Raw genomic sequence first — 15402 nt, 5'->3', positions numbered from 1 at the left:
ATTATTCTTTTTGAAAGTTTCGTTATATTATCTTTATATTTACATTAAAGGATTTTTATTAAGGAAAATGAAAACAAATGGAGGAATAGTATGAGGGAAACAGTGGTAGAAGCGTATAGTGTGGAAAGAAATATAGAAAATATAACATATAAAAATCTATTTGTAATGATAGCAACCATTTTAGGGTTCTTACTTCTAGGAGGGTTATTCCTCGGTTTAGCTTTTGGAATTTATGGTGAGGAAGCGTTGCGTGATAATTTAGAGGGGTACTATTTCCTTTTAATAGATGCAGCTGTTGTTGCCATCGTTTTATTAGCTTATAAACCAGTTCTTCATTTTATTAAATATATTTGGGATGTATCCGTTTTGGAGAATGGAAAGACATATTTATATCTATTAATTGGTTTTATTGTCATTGCGTTATCACAATATTTAATGTTACATGTGTTTAGTTTTGAAAGTGTAGCAGAACAAAAGAAACAATTAGGGAGTTTAGGGCTTCAAAATAGCATACAAAGTATTATATATGTGTTAAGTGTTGCTATCATTACACCGATTAAAGAAGAAATTCTATTTCGAGGTATTTTATATCGATTTTTAGAAAAGAAATATAATTTTTTAGTTGGTATCATTATTTCTTCCTTCATTTTTGGAATTCTTCATGGAGGTCTTCTAATTACGGCAACGATTATGGGCATAGTATTTGCAATGTTATACGAAAAGACGCAATCTATTATACCTAGTATTATTTTACACATTGTATGGAACTTACTTGTGAGCATAAGTATGATTGTATCTCTATAAAAATAAATACATAACCAGTATAAAAGATGAATGGCTTAGCTATTCATCTTTTATTTTGTATGCACGTGAAAAAGTTAATTTATGTATACAATCAAAAAAGAGCTAAATACTAACAGTGAACAAATAAAGAAAGGTAGGAGTATTCTATGCAAAACTTAACAGAGCTTGAAGTAGAAAACTTACGTCATTTAATTGGTGGACACGCAACAATTATTAACAAGTTGGAGCAGTATGCACAGACGTGTACAGATCCACAACTGAAACAAATGCTACAAAAAGATGCGCAAGATGCACGAAATACGAAACAGCAATTAATGACTTTCCTAGGATAGGAGGAAGCGGAAAATGAATGAAAAAGATATGGTAAATGATTATTTAGCAGGATTAAATGCAAGTTTAACAAGTTATGCAAATTATATTGCTCAGTCTGATAATGAACAGTTACATCAAACGTTAATCCAAATTCGTAATCAAGATGAGGCGCGCCAACGTAATATGTATGAGTACGCAAAGCAAAAGAGTTATTATAAGCCAGCAGCACCAGCTAATCCGATGATTGTACAGCAATTAAAAAGTCAATTAAGTGCAGAATAATAGGATGAAAAAACGAGCGAAAATGGATTCGCTCGTTTTCTTTTTGTATATGTCAATAAATACATAATAAATATTTTTCCAGTTGTAACAAATATGACGAAAATGGAATATAACAATTCACAAAAAGGACAAAAAGTTTGTTCGATATTTCACAAAGTATCCATGGTTTCTATCGTGGGAACCTCTATAATTAGGAGTGTAAAGAACAAAAGAAATAGATTATATGATCAATTAGGAGAGATTGCTATGAAAAGAAATACAAGAAAAATTGCAATTATCGGTACTGGATTAGTTGGATCAAGTTGTGCATATTCCATTGTCAATCAAGGCATTTGCGAAGAGCTATTATTAATTGATATAAATCATGAACGTGCAGTTGGGGAAGCAATGGATTTATCACACTGCATTAACTTTACAAATACAAGAACAAAAGTATATGCAGGAAGTTATGAAGACTGCAAAGATATGGACATCGTTATTATTACAGCAGGACCAGCACCAAAACCAGGACAAAGTCGCTTAGATACTTTAGGAGCGAGTGCGAAGATTATGGAAAGTGTTGTTGGAGGCGTAATGGAAAGTGGATTTGATGGTATTTTCTTACTTGCATCGAACCCAGTTGATATTATTACATATGAAGTGTGGAAATTATCTGGATTACCTAGAAATCGTGTGATCGGTACTGGTACATCACTAGATTCTTCTCGCTTACGAACAATTTTATCTGAAATGTTACATGTAGATCCTCGTAGTATTCATGGGTATTCATTAGGAGAACATGGTGATTCTCAAATGGTTGCTTGGTCACACGTAACTGTTGGTGGAAAACCAATTCTGCAAATTTTAGAAGAGAAAAAAGACCGATTTGGTGAAATAGATTTAGATGAAATTGTTGAGAAGACTGCAAAAGCTGGATGGGAAATTTATAAACGAAAAGGTACTACTTATTACGGAATCGGAAATTCTTTAGCATATATTGCGAGCTCAATCTTTAACGATGATCACCGTGTAATTGCTGTATCAGCTATTTTAGATGGTGAGTACGGTGAATATGATATTTGTACAGGAGTACCAGCTATTATTACTAGAGATGGTATAAGAGAAATTGTAGAACTAAATTTAACAGAGGATGAAGAATCTCGATTCGCAAAATCAAACGATATTTTACGTGACTATATGAAAACAATTGGTTACTAACTTATAGGAGAAGGTGAAACAAATGAAGGAATATATAATGTCTCGTGTATTTAAAGCATCAGCTGGAATCGCACAAGGTATTTTCGTATCCCTTGGAATTGGTTTACTAATCGAAAATATAGGAAGAATTGTTGATATTCCGTTGCTTATTACAATCGGAGTTGTTGCAAAATCACTTATGGCACCAGCCATTGGTGCCGGAATTGCTTTTATGCTCGGTGCAAATGGACTTGTAATCTTCTCGGCTATGGTAGCTGGAGCGATTGGTGCCGGATCCATTTCAATTACTGAAGCAGGTCTAATTATTAAAACAGGTGAACCAATTGGTGCATTATTAACAGCAACTTTAGCTGTATATATTGGTAAACGTTTAAGTGGAAAAACTGCGTTAGATATGATGCTCGTTCCATTTGCGGCAATATTAGGTTCTGGTTTAATAGGTATTTGGTTATCTCATAATATTACTCCTGTTTTAAATGCAGTTGGAGCTTTCATTAAAGATAGTTCAGCTGGTAGCCCGTTTATCGCTTCTATCGTCATTGCAGTCGTTTGGGGACTATTACTTATCTCTCCAGCTTCATCAGCTGCGTTAGCGATTGCACTTAGCTTAGACGGTGTTGCAGGTGGTGCTGCTCTTGCAGGCTGCGTTGCTCAGTTTATCGGATTCTCTGTCATCTCTGCGAAAGAAAACAATTTAGGTGGTATATTAGCTCAAGCTCTTTGTACTCCGAAAGTACAGCTGCCAAATATCACTAAAAATCCAATGATTCTCGTCCCAACTGTTGTCGCCAGTGCGATAGTTGGTCCAGTATCAGCATTAATTTTCCAACTGGAAGCAGGAAAAGAAATTGCAGGTCTTGGATTAAGTTCTCTTATCGCACCAATTAATTTAATTTCCAGCGAAGGATGGGAAGTTGTCCCAGCGATGGTAATCACTTATATCGTCATTCCAGTAGCTGTTTCTTATATACTTTACATTGCTCTTAAAAAAGCAGGTCGTATTCACTCTGGTGATATGACTGTACCGCAATCTTAAATTGAAAATCTCCTTTTATATAGAGAAAAGCAGACTGAGAAGCCACAGTCTGCTTTTTACATTTTATGATTTTGTTTTACTGGAACACGTACTGTTTCTTTTGCTAATAACAGCTGAACGCCGAAGTAAAGTATGCTTGCAAGCGTCATTCCAGAAATGGCGTCTACAAATGCATGTTGCTTCGTAAATAGCGTTGATAAAATAATAAGCGTACCGAAGAAGGTAAGAATGTAATATTCAAAAGCATGTTGTTCTCTACGTCTAAAGGCAGCTAACATAATAACAAATGTAGTAAGAACGTGAATGCTAGGGAAACAGTTGACTGGTTGATCGATACTATAAATATAGCGGACTAGTTCGGAAAATACGTCTGTCCCAACGACTGTTGGACGTGGTACAGTTGTCTGCCAAAAATAATAAATAGAAAAACAAGCAAGTTTTCCAAGAATGATACTACTTAAAGTGACATAATATTGTTTTCGATCGGCAAAGCAGTAATAAATAAGTGCGCCGTATAAGTAAGGAAACCAAAGTAAATAAGGAATAATAAATGCTTTCACAAATGGAATCCAATCATCTACTACAGTTGTGACATCTACTGCGTGTACAGTAGATTTATTTAATACATCGTAAAGGGGACTTACGAGTACGAGTAGAAGTATATAACTTAACGGAAGAAAAGATGAAAGTTTAAATTTCTTCATAATAATCTCCTATGTTTAGTAATGTAAGTAAATTCAATTGATTATAATATAGAAACGTAATTTGGGCTATCGATTTTACTTACATTTTCTTGAATTCACCTTACGTTTTTGTCACTTGACTGAAAAGAAGGGGAGGGTGCTAAATGAAGCGTTTATCGTATTTCTTAGTTTTTATATTGATATGCCTAGTCAGTGCTGGGTGTGCAAAGGATAAAGAAGGAGAGAAATTAGAATATAACGGAAGAGCACTCGTAATTGGAGTTATTGGAGAAAAACCGAAAGATACGTTTAGGAATGTAAAGTTTGAGGAAATGAAGTTAGAGGAACTGGAAAAGAAATCTAAGGAAGTGGATGGTTTTCTAATAATGAAAGCTCACTTTCAAGAAGCCTCAACAGATCAGTATAAAAATGTATTTTCATCGCTAAAGAAACCAGTGTTTTTTATCGGTTTACAAGATAAATCATATTCGATTTTTATTACAAAAGGGATAGAGTATAACAGTGCCCGAAAAGATGTAAATGCCATGTATACGCAAGGGTTTGCAAATATCGGAAGTGGTGAAGGGCAACAATGGGCAGTTGGTTTATCTAATGGCGGAAATACAGAAGAAAGTATTCATAATATGTACATCGTCGTATTTCAAACCATCGCAGATTATTTGAATAGATGATGAAGGAGCCTGTAAACGAGGCTTCTTATTTTTTTATGTAGAAGCTAGTTTAAGTATGGGGAATGCAGAAGTTGCTGATAAAATAGATAAAAATGGTTTTGAACTTGGGGAGGAGGCCTCTTTACCAAAATATGAAGTGGGTATAGATATCATGATTTACATCTTGGTGGTTCAGCTTCACTTGGACAAGCCGGTAGTTCACTAAAGATAAGTTTAAGTGGATTTAAAATGAATTTCCCTTGGGAACCTAGAGCTAGTCTTGTGGATACAGGTGTTGAAGTAGAGATAAAGTAAAAAGGAGTATCTTTTATGACTTTAGAAAGTTTGAAAAAAAATTTAAAAGTTCTTTTTGTGATTTGTTTTTTTGGTACTATTATTTTTACAATGTTTGATGCTACATATAATTTAAAAGAAAAAATAATCTTTTCATTAATATATTTAATTACAGTTCCTATTAGTTTTTTTATTTTATATAAAATAGGTAAATTTTTCATTAAATAAAGTGGTGAATTAAAATGGAAAAGGTAGTGAAAGATACATTACTTCCGATTTATTCAGTTGTGAGGTTTAAAACATGGGAACAGCCATTAATGAAAAGAAGAAGATTCAAAAACTAAGGAAACTTGGGAGTATATAGCTTGTTATTATCCTATCGGAAATATTTCAACTGAATATAATATGTTTTTTAATCATGAACATATATCAGAGGTGATTTTTACTGGATATGTAAATGAAGTTGCGTGAAGAGTTAAAATAATATTATAGATGCTATAGTTTTTTTGAATGTAAATAGGGGGTATTTATTGTGAGAATAAGGGGGGAATGATGTTGAAAACTATTAAAAATACATTATTATTTGTTCTATGTTTGGTGGTTCTTAGTGGTTGTTTTACAAGAGAGGGAACGATTGTTGGTGGTAAGGTTCATGGTTCTTCAGATAGCGTATCTGGTAGTATATCGGGGGACTATAGGAAATTTACTGGATCTGCAACTCAAGATAGGAAAGTTAAAAAAGGGGAGAATTGGATCTTTTCTTTTACTGATAAAACTAAACAAGGAACTATAATTGCTTATGTTGTAGATTCAAATGATAATACTATACTAGAATTTAATAGTGGCGAAGGTAAAAAAAGCATTAAAGTATCTAAGGATGATACATATAAGGTTAAAATTAAAACGGAAGATCATGGTGGAGAATTTCGAATATCATGGGAAAAAGAAAGATAGTTTTTAAAATTATAATGCCTGTTTGAAAAAGTAGAGGACGAATATTATGTTCTTAGGATTCGAATACCTTCTAAAGAGATGGGGAAAAGGAAAGCTTCAGAAAAGTGTCAGCAAGCAAAAATTGCTGATGAAGAAAAAGGGATTTTGATTATTACTTATGCTATGAAAGTCATGTGTATACATGGCTTTTTCTTTGCAGTAATTTCTTACCTGTCGGTGCTATCGCATCCGTTGTAGCGTTATGCGGCGGGTTATTCATTATGGTAGGTAGCCAGGAACGTGGATTTCCCCTTATTTCAAGGGCTGGGATTGTCTATATAGTGGTTCAAATGATTTCGTTATTTATGCGATTAATTGTTTGCATTGCTAAAGCTAGTTTATTCTACACTTGTAGGGATTTTTTATTAAAAGTAATTCCTCAATATTTATGAAATATGCAAATATGCATATTGTATTTATTGGGATATTTTGTATGTTAAAATTAAATATAGGGATTTTTGTATATAAAGAACTGAAAACAGAAATATCCAATGAATTTTGAGAGGTGTTACATGTTTAAAAACAAGAAATTAATTCGGTTTGGTCTAACATTACTTGTATGTTTATTTGTAATTGATTTTACAATCGGTTATTTTCAAGCATATCTTGAATCAGCAGGTATTAAATGGGTAATATCAGAAACTTGGAGAACTATTTTGTTAGATGCCCCTGAAAGTATATTGGTTATTTTAGGCGCGATTGCTTTATATGATTTCACAAAAGAAACATCGCCAAAAGACGCATCCATTTAAATGCGTCTTTTTTTATTTCATTCAATTAGCAATTTCGTGGATGGTAGTCTTGCTATTAATAATAGAACATTATGTCATATAATGAAGATAATATTAGAAAATTATGAGGATGATTACGTTGGGGAAATTTTTAATTAGTTATGCTGCAAGCCTGCTTACTTTTATTATCATATGGTTCTTAATACCGTATATTTCTGATCCTAGTTATTCTTACGAGAATGATTTACCTAACATATTAGGATTCGTTGTAATTCTCATTATATTTGGTAGCATATTAGATCTTGTAGCTTGCCTAATTGGAGAAATGTTATACAGGAACATAAAACAATGTAGGAAGTTTCGATTTGGAATTCCTGTATTTATTGGACTAGCTCTTATCTATATATTTATACTCTCTCTTTTTACTATTACTAGTGCATATTCTTCTAGTTTAGTTGCACCTATTATTATGGGTTCCTTAGCTTTTTATTTAGTACGTAGAAAAATATAAGTAACTTCACCTAACGATAATTATGTAAATGAGCTAGTGGCGGTTCCGCAAAGATTTTGAATAAACTACGAAAAAGTAGAAAAGTATACATTTCTACTTTAATAAAGGATACGTTTACCTTTAGATTTATGATAAAAAAAGAAGTACCTCTGTCTCTAATCAAGGGTACTTCTTTTTTTATTTCAGTCAGTAATTTGAATTTCATATTCTCAGGAGCAGTTACTTTGGCTTTATTGATGATAGGTTTAATAACTTTCTTGCGGGCTCACTACTACGGTCAAAATCGTTAGTTCCTTTTATCTGTAAGATTTTGTCATTTAAAGTGTTTCCAGGTTTTGTGGCTATAGGCTGAAACGGTTAAATAAACGTTTGTTTAAGATGTATGTTCGGTAGGAAGAAATTGATGAAGCTCAAGGGTGAACAAGGGAAAATAGGAATTTAATCAAACGTTTGTTTAGGATATATGTTCGGTAGGAAGAAATTGATGCAGCTCAAGGGGAACAAAGAAAAATAGGAATTTAATCAAACGTTTGTTTAAGATATATGTTCGGCGGGGAATTGGGAAAGAATCCAAAAAAATTATATATTTATTTTTTTCTTAACAAATGGCGGGAAAATAAGGAAAATTCGCAGGATTATTAAAATTTATCACGAAATAAGTAAAAGTTTAGCGAATAATCGTTTGAAATAATAAAACGTTTTCTATATGATAAAGGTAAAGGTTAGTAAAAAAGTAGGTGAATTTATGACAGTAACATTTTATTCATATCCAAAGTGTGGCACATGTCAAAAAGCAAAGAAATGGTTTGAGGCAAATGATGTAGCATATGAGATGATTCATATTGTTGAAAATCCACCATCAAAAGAAGATTTACGTAATTTACATGAAAAAAGTGAATTACCATTAAAAAAATTCTTTAATACAAGTGGAATGCGTTACCGTGAACTTGGTCTGAAAGATAAGTTGAAAGATGCAAGCGAAGACGAAATGTACGAGCTTTTAGCATCTGATGGCATGTTGATTAAACGTCCAATTGTAACAAATGGAACGAATGTAACACTTGGTTTTAACGAAGAGCAGTTTGAAAGTGTGTGGAAAAAGTACCAATAAGGTATTTTTACATAATTAATACATTCACTGGAGGTACAGTCATGAGCATTCCAAATAATTTACGTTACTCTGAAGAACACGAATGGGTAAAAACTGAAGGTAATGAAGTTGTTATCGGTATTACTCACTTTGCACAAGGTGAGCTAGGCGATATCGTATTCGTTGAACTTCCTGAAGTAGGTGCAACAATTGAAGCTGACGAGCCATTCGGAAGCGTAGAATCTGTTAAAACAGTTTCTGAGTTATACGCACCTGTAAGCGGTAAAGTTGTAGCAGTAAACGAAGAATTAAGTGACCAACCAGAACTTGTTAACGAATCTCCATACGAGGGTGCATGGATGGTTAAAGTTGAACTTTCTGATGCAAGCCAAGTTGAAAAGTTATTAACTGCTGAAAAATATGCAGAAATGACAAACCAAGACTAATTATAGTCGACTAAAGGACAGCCTTTGTGCTGTCCTTTTTTTATTTTATGTAAAATAATGAACGTAAAATCATATACTAATTATCGTGTAGGAGAACGTTTTTGGAAAAACTTTTCGTTTAAGTTTTATGCAGTTCTAGCTGCTTGCGCTTTTCTTTATTGTCCAGCTCCAGCGGCTAGATTGTTTGGTGGTTTCGCCAAGGCAAAAAGCGTCTTCTGTGCGAAAGAACCTTAGCCAACAGGGCTAAACAGTCGGTTCCGCTTTTCTTTTGCAAAAATAAACAGGAAACAACATGAAAATAACGAATATACTATATACTAAGTTAAAGGTTGTATAGTATATGGTGATCGGGTGATGACATATGATTTATGTAGAAAAAGTCATTATTGTAGAAGGTACATCAGATAGAAGAAAGATTGAATCTATTATTCGTGAACCGGTGGAAATTGTTTGTACAAATGGTACAATTGGTTTGTCGAAAATGGATGAGCTCGTTGATCAGTTTTTTGATAAGGAAGTGTATGTGCTAGTGGATGCTGATGATGCTGGAGAAAAGTTAAGGAAACAATTTCGAAAAGAATTTCCGCAAGCAGAGCATATTTATATTGATCGCTCGTACCGAGAAGTGGCAACTGCGCCATCTTCACACTTAGCAAATGTATTATGGGGAGCTGACATTGACGTTTATACAGAATATTTACGGTAAGGAATGATAGAAGTGATTGACTGGACAGGAGCCGAAGCTACAGCCTTAATAGAGAACGAAGAAAAAACAGTGCTATATGTATATACTCCAATGTGTGGAACATGCCAATTAGCAAAAAAGATGTTAACGGTTGTTGAGATGACAATTGAGGATCTGAAAATTGGGATGTTAGATTTAAATTATGCTCCGCATTTAGCGAAAGAGTATGGAATCGAAAGTGTACCGTGTTTACTTGTTTTTGAAAATGGGACACTCATGAAGAAGATATATGCATTTCATTCGGTTGAATATTTATATACAGAATTAAAGTAGGCGGCAAAGTTTTTGCCGCCTCGACATATTTCTTGGGAAATATGTCGAGATGCAGGGTGATTACAGTATTTGTCGAGCGAAAGTAACAGGATTGCTCTTTAGTGAGAGGGAATGATATGTGTAATAGAAAGTGATATGAAGGATGTGATTTAGGGTGAAATTATATTCTTTGCTGCAATCATTTGTAAATTACGCTAATGGTCAATATCATTTAGAGCCGCTTTTAAGACAAGGAGAGAAAACTGTTAATTTCCGCTTTGGAGATGAAAGTTGTTCGTTACAAATTTCAAGAGATTATATAGAGCTGCTACATGAGGAAAGAGGAACGGAGCAGATCGTTTGTGTAGATGAGGAAGATATAAAACAATTGGTGAACGGCAATGTACGATTGCAAATGCTAATGAATGATGGACGTGTGCAATATTCGGGAACGTATCGAACGATGCTATTAGTTGAATCGATGTTTCATATATGTAAACCAATGTCAGTAGGTGCTTAAAATTCTGAAGTTTCATTTTTTGCGAAAATTTCTGTTGACATGGTGTGTGGATATTGATACAATTCAATTCATAAAATATAGACAATTTCATAAATTACAAATCAGACAAAAATGTAATCTGATTTCTCTTATCAAGAGAGGTGGAGGGACTGTGCCCTGTGAAGCCCGGCAACCGTCAACTTATGTTGAAATGGTGCCAATTCCTGCAAAGCAAATGCTTTGAGAGATGAGAGAGAGGGATAATGTTGTTATATACGCATATAAACCTTTCTGCTTCTCTAAAGCGGAAAGGTTTTTTTGTTGTTTGAATGTGGAGGACATTCAAATAATAAAAGTAATGATAATGGTGGATTACACGCATCAAAAATAAAAAATTGCGGAGTATGTCCAAACAAAAAGGGGTGAACATCATGATTTTATTAGAAAATGTAAAGAAAATATATAAAGCAAAAAGCGGTGATGTCACTGCTGTAGATAATGCCAATTTAAAAATAGATAAAGGTGAAATATTTGGTGTTATCGGATATAGTGGTGCTGGAAAAAGTTCTTTAATTAGATTATTCAATCAGCTAGAGAAACCAACTTCTGGCCAAATTACAATTGCAAATCGTGTCATTTCAGCAATTACAGGAAGCGAACTTCGTAAGGCAAGGCAAGAAATCGGAATGATTTTTCAGCACTTCAACTTACTTTGGTCACGAACTGTACGTGAAAATATCGAGTTCCCACTTGAAATTGCAGGTGTCGATAAGGCGGCGAGAAGAAAACGTGTTGATGAATTAATTCATCTTGTTGGTTTAGAAGGAAGAGGAGACGCGTATCCATCCCAGCTAAGCGGAGGACAAAAGCAACGCGTTGGGATTGCAAGAGCATTAGCTAACAATCCAAAAGTACTTTTATGTGATGAAGCAACGTCAGCTCTTGATCCAGAAACGACAGATCAAATTCTAGATTTATTATTAGATATTAATAAGCGTCTCGGTTTAACAATTGTACTCATTACACACGAGATGCACGTAATTCGAAAGATTTGTAATCGTGTTGCGGTAATGGAGAAAGGAAAGATTGTAGAAACAGGTCCAGTACTTGATGTGTTCCGTAATCCGCAGAAAGACATTACGAAACGATTTGTACAGCAGTTAACGGATTCTGAAGATACAAATGAAACGATTGAAAGTTTAATTGAAAAGTATCCAGATGGAAAAGTAATTCGTTTGCAGTTTATCGGTGAGGCTGTAGAAAGACCAGTGCTTCAAAGATTAATGCAGCGCAGTGATATAGAAGTTAGCATTTTGCAAGGAAATATCGCACAAACGAATAACGGCTCTTACGGTAGTTTAGTTGTTCATTTAAATGGTGAGGAAACAGCGATTCAGCAAGCAATAGAGGGAATACATCAAGATCAAGTAGAGCTAGAGGTGATTGCACATGGATAAGTTACTCACAAACGTTGATTGGAATCAAATGTTAGAAGCAACTGGTGAAACGTTATATATGACGGCAATCGCAGCTCTTGCCACATTTGTTTTAGGACTCATTTTAGGATTGTTACTCTTTATGACAGCGAAAGATAATTTATGGGAAAACAAAGCGGTTAACACGGCGATTGGAGCGTTCGTAAACATTTTTCGCTCGATACCGTTCATTATTTTAATCATTTTATTAATCCCATTCACAAAGATTCTACTTGGAACAATTCTTGGAGCGAGTGCTGCACTTCCAGCTTTAATTATTGGAGCGGCACCGTTTTACGCGAGAATGGTTGAAATTGCCCTTCGTGAAATTGATAAAGGTGTAATTGAAGCTTCAAAAGCAATGGGAGCAAAAACAAGCACAATTATTTTGAAAGTGCTAATTCCAGAATCGTTACCAGCATTAGTGTCTGGTATTACAGTTACGACAATTGCTTTAGTAGGCTATACAGCAATGGCGGGAGTTGTTGGTGCTGGTGGCCTTGGAACACTTGCTTATTTAGAGGGGTTCCAACGAGGAAATAACGACGTAACAATCGTTGCGACAATTTGTGTATTACTAGTTGTATTTTTCATTCAGTGGATTGGTGATCGTGTAACGACTCGAATAGATAAAAGATAATAAAAAACGGGAGGATGTTTCAAATGAAAAAATTATTACTTACAGCACTTATTTCAACTTCTATTTTGGGGTTAGCTGCTTGTGGCGGGAAAGATAAAGATGAAAAAAAACTAGTTGTGGGGGCGTCTAACGTACCGCACGCTGAAATTTTAGAAAAGGCAAAACCGTTACTTGAGAAAAAAGGAATTGAATTAGAGGTGAAAAAATTCCAAGATTACGTATTGCCAAATAAATCGTTAGCGGATAAGGATTTAGATGCAAACTACTTCCAGCACATTCCGTATTTAGAAAAAGAAATTAAAGATAAAAAATATGATTTTGAAGTAGCAGGAAAAATTCATTTAGAACCGATTGGTGTATATTCTCAAAAATATAAGAGCTTAAAAGAGCTTCCAGACGGTGCAACAATTATTATGAGTAATTCTGTTGCTGACCATGGACGTGGTTTAGCAATTTTACAAAAAGAGGGTATTTTAAAAATTAAAGACGGAGTAGATCCAGTTAAAGCAACTCCAAAAGATATTGCAGATAATCCGAAAAACTTAAAATTCAAAACGGATATCGAGCCTGGTTTATTACCACAAGTGTATAACAATAAAGAAGGCGACGCTGTTTTAATTAACTCGAACTATGCAATTGATGCGAAGTTAAATCCAGAAAAAGATGCAATTGCCATTGAAGGAAATGATTCACCGTACGCAAACGTAGTAGCTGTTCGTAAAGGCGATAAAGATAAGAAAGAGATTAAAGCTCTTGTAGAAGTATTACACTCTAAAGAAATTGAAGACTTTATTAATAAAGAATATAAAGGGGCAGTTGTTCCTGTAAAAGAATAATTGCTGTGGAAGGGTTGGTGTATGCCGGCCCTTTTTATAACTACATAATTATACAGGAGAAGGGGACATCATATGAAAAAGATTCTATTGTCAGTTGTTACAGCGCTGTCTGTATTTACATTAGCTGCTTGCGGAGGGAAAGAGGAAAATAAGCTTGTCGTTGGAGCTTCTAACGTGCCGCACGCTGTTATTTTAGAAAAAGCACAGCCAATATTAGAGAAAAAAGGTATTAAATTAGAAATTAAAAAATTCCAAGACTATGTGTTACCGAATAAAGCGTTGGCGGATAAAGAAATTGATGCAAACTATTTCCAGCACATTCCGTATTTAGATAAAGAAATTCAAGAAAAAGGATATAAAATTGTAAACGCAGGAAAAATTCATTTAGAGCCAATGGGCATTTATTCTATGAAATATAAAAGCTTAAAAGACTTACCAGATGGCGGAACCGTGATTATGAGTAATAACGTAGCGGAGCGTGGCCGTATGTTAGCGTTATTACAAAAAGGCGGCGTTATTAAATTAAAAGACGGTGTAGATGTTGTTAAGGCGACAGTAAAAGATGTTGTAGAAAATCCGAAAAACTTAAAATTTAAAACAGATGTAGAACCTGGACTTTCACCAAAGTTATATGAAAATAATGAAGGTGATGCTTTATTCATTAATTCAAACTACGCAATTGATGCAAAATTAAATCCAACAAAGGATGCAATTGCGATTGAAGGATCAGACTCTCCATACGCAAATATTATTGCAGTTCGTAAAGGTGACGAGAAGAAAAAAGAAATTAAAGAGCTAGTAGAAGTACTGCACTCAAAAGAAATTCAAGATTTTATTAATAAAGAATATAAAGGTGCTGTACTGCCAGTAAGTGAATAAATATGAAGGAAAGGACTGGTAATTTTCCAGTCCTTTTTTCTTTATATAAATAAGAAGAAAGGTGTATCATAGAAAGGTGAAAAGGAAATACTTATATACATTTGTGAAAAAATTGTTACTTTTTTTCGTCGTTTGCGATATCATTTTATTTGATATAAAATTAGAATGAGAATAAAATGAGAATATGAACGTTTTAGGAATTTTTAAAATGTATATATAGGATTAATGGAGGTATTGAGATGGCTGGTTCTACATTAACGGTTAAAGACTTACACGTATCAATTGACGGCAAAGAAATTTTAAAAGGTGTAAACCTTGAAGTAAAAGGTGGAGAAATCCACGCAATTATGGGACCTAACGGAACAGGTAAATCAACTTTATCTTCTGCAATTATGGGTCACCCAAAGTATGAAGTAACAGAAGGTAGCATCATCATTGACGGTGAAGATGTATTAGAAATGGAAGTAGACGAGCGCGCACAAGCAGGTCTATTCTTAGCAATGCAATATCCAAGTGAAATTAGCGGAGTTACAAACGCTGACTTCTTACGTTCTGCAATTAATGCACGTCGTGAAGAAGGCGATGAAATTTCTCTTATGAAATTTATCCGTACATTAGATAAAAACATGGAATTCCTAGAAATGGATCCAGAAATGGCACAACGTTACTTAAACGAAGGTTTCTCTGGTGGAGAGAAAAAACGTAACGAAATTCTTCAATTAATGATGATTGAGCCAAAAATCGCAATCTTAGATGAAATCGACTCTGGTCTTGATATCGATGCATTAAAAGTTGTATCTAAAGGTATTAACCAAATGCGCGGTGAAGAGTTCGGTTGCCTAATGATTACGCATTACCAACGTTTATTAAACTACATCACTCCAGACTTCGTTCACGTTATGATGAACGGTCGTATCGTTAAATCTGGTGGCCCTGAGCTTGCACAACGTCTAGAAGCTGAAGGTTATGACTGGATTAAAAAAGAATTAGGTATTGAAGACGAAACAACAGAGCAAGAAGCGTAAG

At 34.2% G+C, this 15402-nt stretch carries 22 protein-coding genes, 2 pseudogenes and 1 riboswitch; of the genes and pseudogenes, 23 read left to right on the top strand and 1 reads right to left on the bottom strand.

The window, feature by feature from the left end; translation table 11 throughout:
- Positions 1-90 precede the first annotated feature (90 nt).
- The 5 genes from ACYVEC_RS00555 (at position 91) to ACYVEC_RS00535 (ending at position 3631) form a co-directional block, all read left to right on the top strand.
- Positions 91-804, top strand: a complete 714-nt coding sequence (locus ACYVEC_RS00555) for a CPBP family intramembrane glutamic endopeptidase (protein ID WP_063222148.1) — start codon at positions 91-93, stop codon at positions 802-804.
- A gap of 146 nt (positions 805-950) precedes the next feature.
- Positions 951-1136 carry a hypothetical protein gene (locus ACYVEC_RS00550; protein ID WP_001180555.1) on the top strand — a complete coding sequence of 62 codons (186 nt, stop codon included), beginning with the start codon at positions 951-953 and terminating at the stop codon, positions 1134-1136.
- A gap of 13 nt (positions 1137-1149) precedes the next feature.
- The gene (locus ACYVEC_RS00545) at positions 1150-1398 is read left to right on the top strand and encodes a spore coat protein (RefSeq protein WP_001002981.1); all 249 of its coding nucleotides are present in this window, start codon (positions 1150-1152) and stop codon (positions 1396-1398) included.
- Positions 1399-1644: 246 nt separating this feature from the next.
- Positions 1645-2595, top strand: coding sequence for an L-lactate dehydrogenase (locus tag ACYVEC_RS00540; protein ID WP_063222147.1), 951 nt, complete (start codon positions 1645-1647; stop codon positions 2593-2595).
- Positions 2596-2617: 22 nt separating this feature from the next.
- Positions 2618-3631 carry a PTS transporter subunit IIC gene (locus ACYVEC_RS00535; protein ID WP_063222146.1) on the top strand — a complete coding sequence of 338 codons (1014 nt, stop codon included), beginning with the start codon at positions 2618-2620 and terminating at the stop codon, positions 3629-3631.
- Between the two features lie 56 nt (positions 3632-3687).
- Here ACYVEC_RS00535 and ACYVEC_RS00530 read toward each other — a convergent pair whose 3' ends face one another.
- On the bottom strand, positions 3688-4335 hold the full coding sequence (locus tag ACYVEC_RS00530; protein WP_063222145.1) for a phosphatase PAP2 family protein: 648 nt from the start codon (positions 4333-4335) through the stop codon (positions 3688-3690).
- Positions 4336-4478: 143 nt separating this feature from the next.
- Here ACYVEC_RS00530 and ACYVEC_RS00525 point away from each other — a divergent pair, with 143 nt between their 5' ends.
- The 18 genes and pseudogenes from ACYVEC_RS00525 (at position 4479) to sufC (ending at position 15401) form a co-directional block, all read left to right on the top strand.
- The gene (locus ACYVEC_RS00525) at positions 4479-5006 is read left to right on the top strand and encodes a hypothetical protein (protein WP_460505320.1); all 528 of its coding nucleotides are present in this window, start codon (positions 4479-4481) and stop codon (positions 5004-5006) included.
- A 55-nt stretch (positions 5007-5061) separates the two neighbouring features.
- Positions 5062-5211 (top strand): hypothetical protein, encoded by a 150-nt coding sequence (locus ACYVEC_RS00520; RefSeq protein WP_231428549.1) that lies wholly within the window; start codon positions 5062-5064, stop codon positions 5209-5211.
- 104 nt (positions 5212-5315) lie between these two features.
- Positions 5316-5507: a hypothetical protein gene (locus ACYVEC_RS00515; RefSeq protein WP_000171581.1), complete on the top strand. Its 192-nt coding sequence runs from the start codon at positions 5316-5318 to the stop codon at positions 5505-5507.
- A 14-nt stretch (positions 5508-5521) separates the two neighbouring features.
- Positions 5522-5750, top strand: a pseudogene (locus ACYVEC_RS00510) (DUF4176 domain-containing protein).
- Between the two features lie 81 nt (positions 5751-5831).
- Positions 5832-6233: a hypothetical protein gene (locus ACYVEC_RS00505; protein WP_063222143.1), complete on the top strand. Its 402-nt coding sequence runs from the start codon at positions 5832-5834 to the stop codon at positions 6231-6233.
- A 221-nt stretch (positions 6234-6454) separates the two neighbouring features.
- Positions 6455-6664 (top strand): annotated as a pseudogene (locus ACYVEC_RS00500) (hypothetical protein); the annotation flags it as partial.
- Positions 6665-6784: 120 nt separating this feature from the next.
- On the top strand, positions 6785-7024 hold the full coding sequence (locus tag ACYVEC_RS00495; protein ID WP_063222142.1) for a DUF3937 family protein: 240 nt from the start codon (positions 6785-6787) through the stop codon (positions 7022-7024).
- A 118-nt stretch (positions 7025-7142) separates the two neighbouring features.
- Complete coding sequence (locus ACYVEC_RS00490) at positions 7143-7514, top strand: hypothetical protein (protein WP_080468389.1); 372 nt, start codon at positions 7143-7145, stop codon at positions 7512-7514.
- Between the two features lie 745 nt (positions 7515-8259).
- Positions 8260-8625 (top strand): arsenate reductase family protein, encoded by a 366-nt coding sequence (locus ACYVEC_RS00485; protein WP_000218969.1) that lies wholly within the window; start codon positions 8260-8262, stop codon positions 8623-8625.
- A 41-nt stretch (positions 8626-8666) separates the two neighbouring features.
- The gene (gcvH, locus tag ACYVEC_RS00480; RefSeq protein ID WP_000026896.1) at positions 8667-9050 is read left to right on the top strand and encodes a glycine cleavage system protein GcvH; all 384 of its coding nucleotides are present in this window, start codon (positions 8667-8669) and stop codon (positions 9048-9050) included.
- A gap of 361 nt (positions 9051-9411) precedes the next feature.
- Entirely contained in the window at positions 9412-9756 is a 345-nt protein-coding gene (locus ACYVEC_RS00475) for a toprim domain-containing protein (protein ID WP_000640869.1), read from the top strand.
- A 3-nt stretch (positions 9757-9759) separates the two neighbouring features.
- Positions 9760-10068, top strand: a complete 309-nt coding sequence (locus ACYVEC_RS00470; RefSeq protein WP_002008881.1) for a thioredoxin family protein — start codon at positions 9760-9762, stop codon at positions 10066-10068.
- A 154-nt stretch (positions 10069-10222) separates the two neighbouring features.
- Positions 10223-10567 (top strand): hypothetical protein, encoded by a 345-nt coding sequence (locus ACYVEC_RS00465; RefSeq protein WP_060632769.1) that lies wholly within the window; start codon positions 10223-10225, stop codon positions 10565-10567.
- 125 nt (positions 10568-10692) lie between these two features.
- Positions 10693-10800: riboswitch (SAM riboswitch) on the top strand.
- A gap of 177 nt (positions 10801-10977) precedes the next feature.
- On the top strand, positions 10978-12003 hold the full coding sequence (locus tag ACYVEC_RS00460; RefSeq protein WP_199677985.1) for a methionine ABC transporter ATP-binding protein: 1026 nt from the start codon (positions 10978-10980) through the stop codon (positions 12001-12003).
- Positions 11996-12661: a methionine ABC transporter permease gene (locus ACYVEC_RS00455; protein ID WP_000359556.1), complete on the top strand. Its 666-nt coding sequence runs from the start codon at positions 11996-11998 to the stop codon at positions 12659-12661. The genes ACYVEC_RS00460 and ACYVEC_RS00455 overlap by 8 nt, the downstream gene beginning before the upstream one ends.
- Positions 12662-12684: 23 nt before the next feature.
- On the top strand, positions 12685-13497 hold the full coding sequence (metQ, locus tag ACYVEC_RS00450) for a methionine ABC transporter substrate-binding lipoprotein MetQ (RefSeq protein ID WP_063222139.1): 813 nt from the start codon (positions 12685-12687) through the stop codon (positions 13495-13497).
- Positions 13498-13569: 72 nt separating this feature from the next.
- On the top strand, positions 13570-14376 hold the full coding sequence (gene metQ, locus ACYVEC_RS00445) for a methionine ABC transporter substrate-binding lipoprotein MetQ (protein ID WP_199677986.1): 807 nt from the start codon (positions 13570-13572) through the stop codon (positions 14374-14376).
- 239 nt (positions 14377-14615) lie between these two features.
- Entirely contained in the window at positions 14616-15401 is a 786-nt protein-coding gene (gene sufC, locus ACYVEC_RS00440; protein WP_000929163.1) for a Fe-S cluster assembly ATPase SufC, read from the top strand.
- The last annotated feature ends 1 nt before the right edge of the window (position 15402 follow it).

Source organism: Bacillus sp. MN7755 (assembly GCF_054771475.1).
This window is presented reverse-complemented; position numbering and strand designations above follow the sequence as displayed.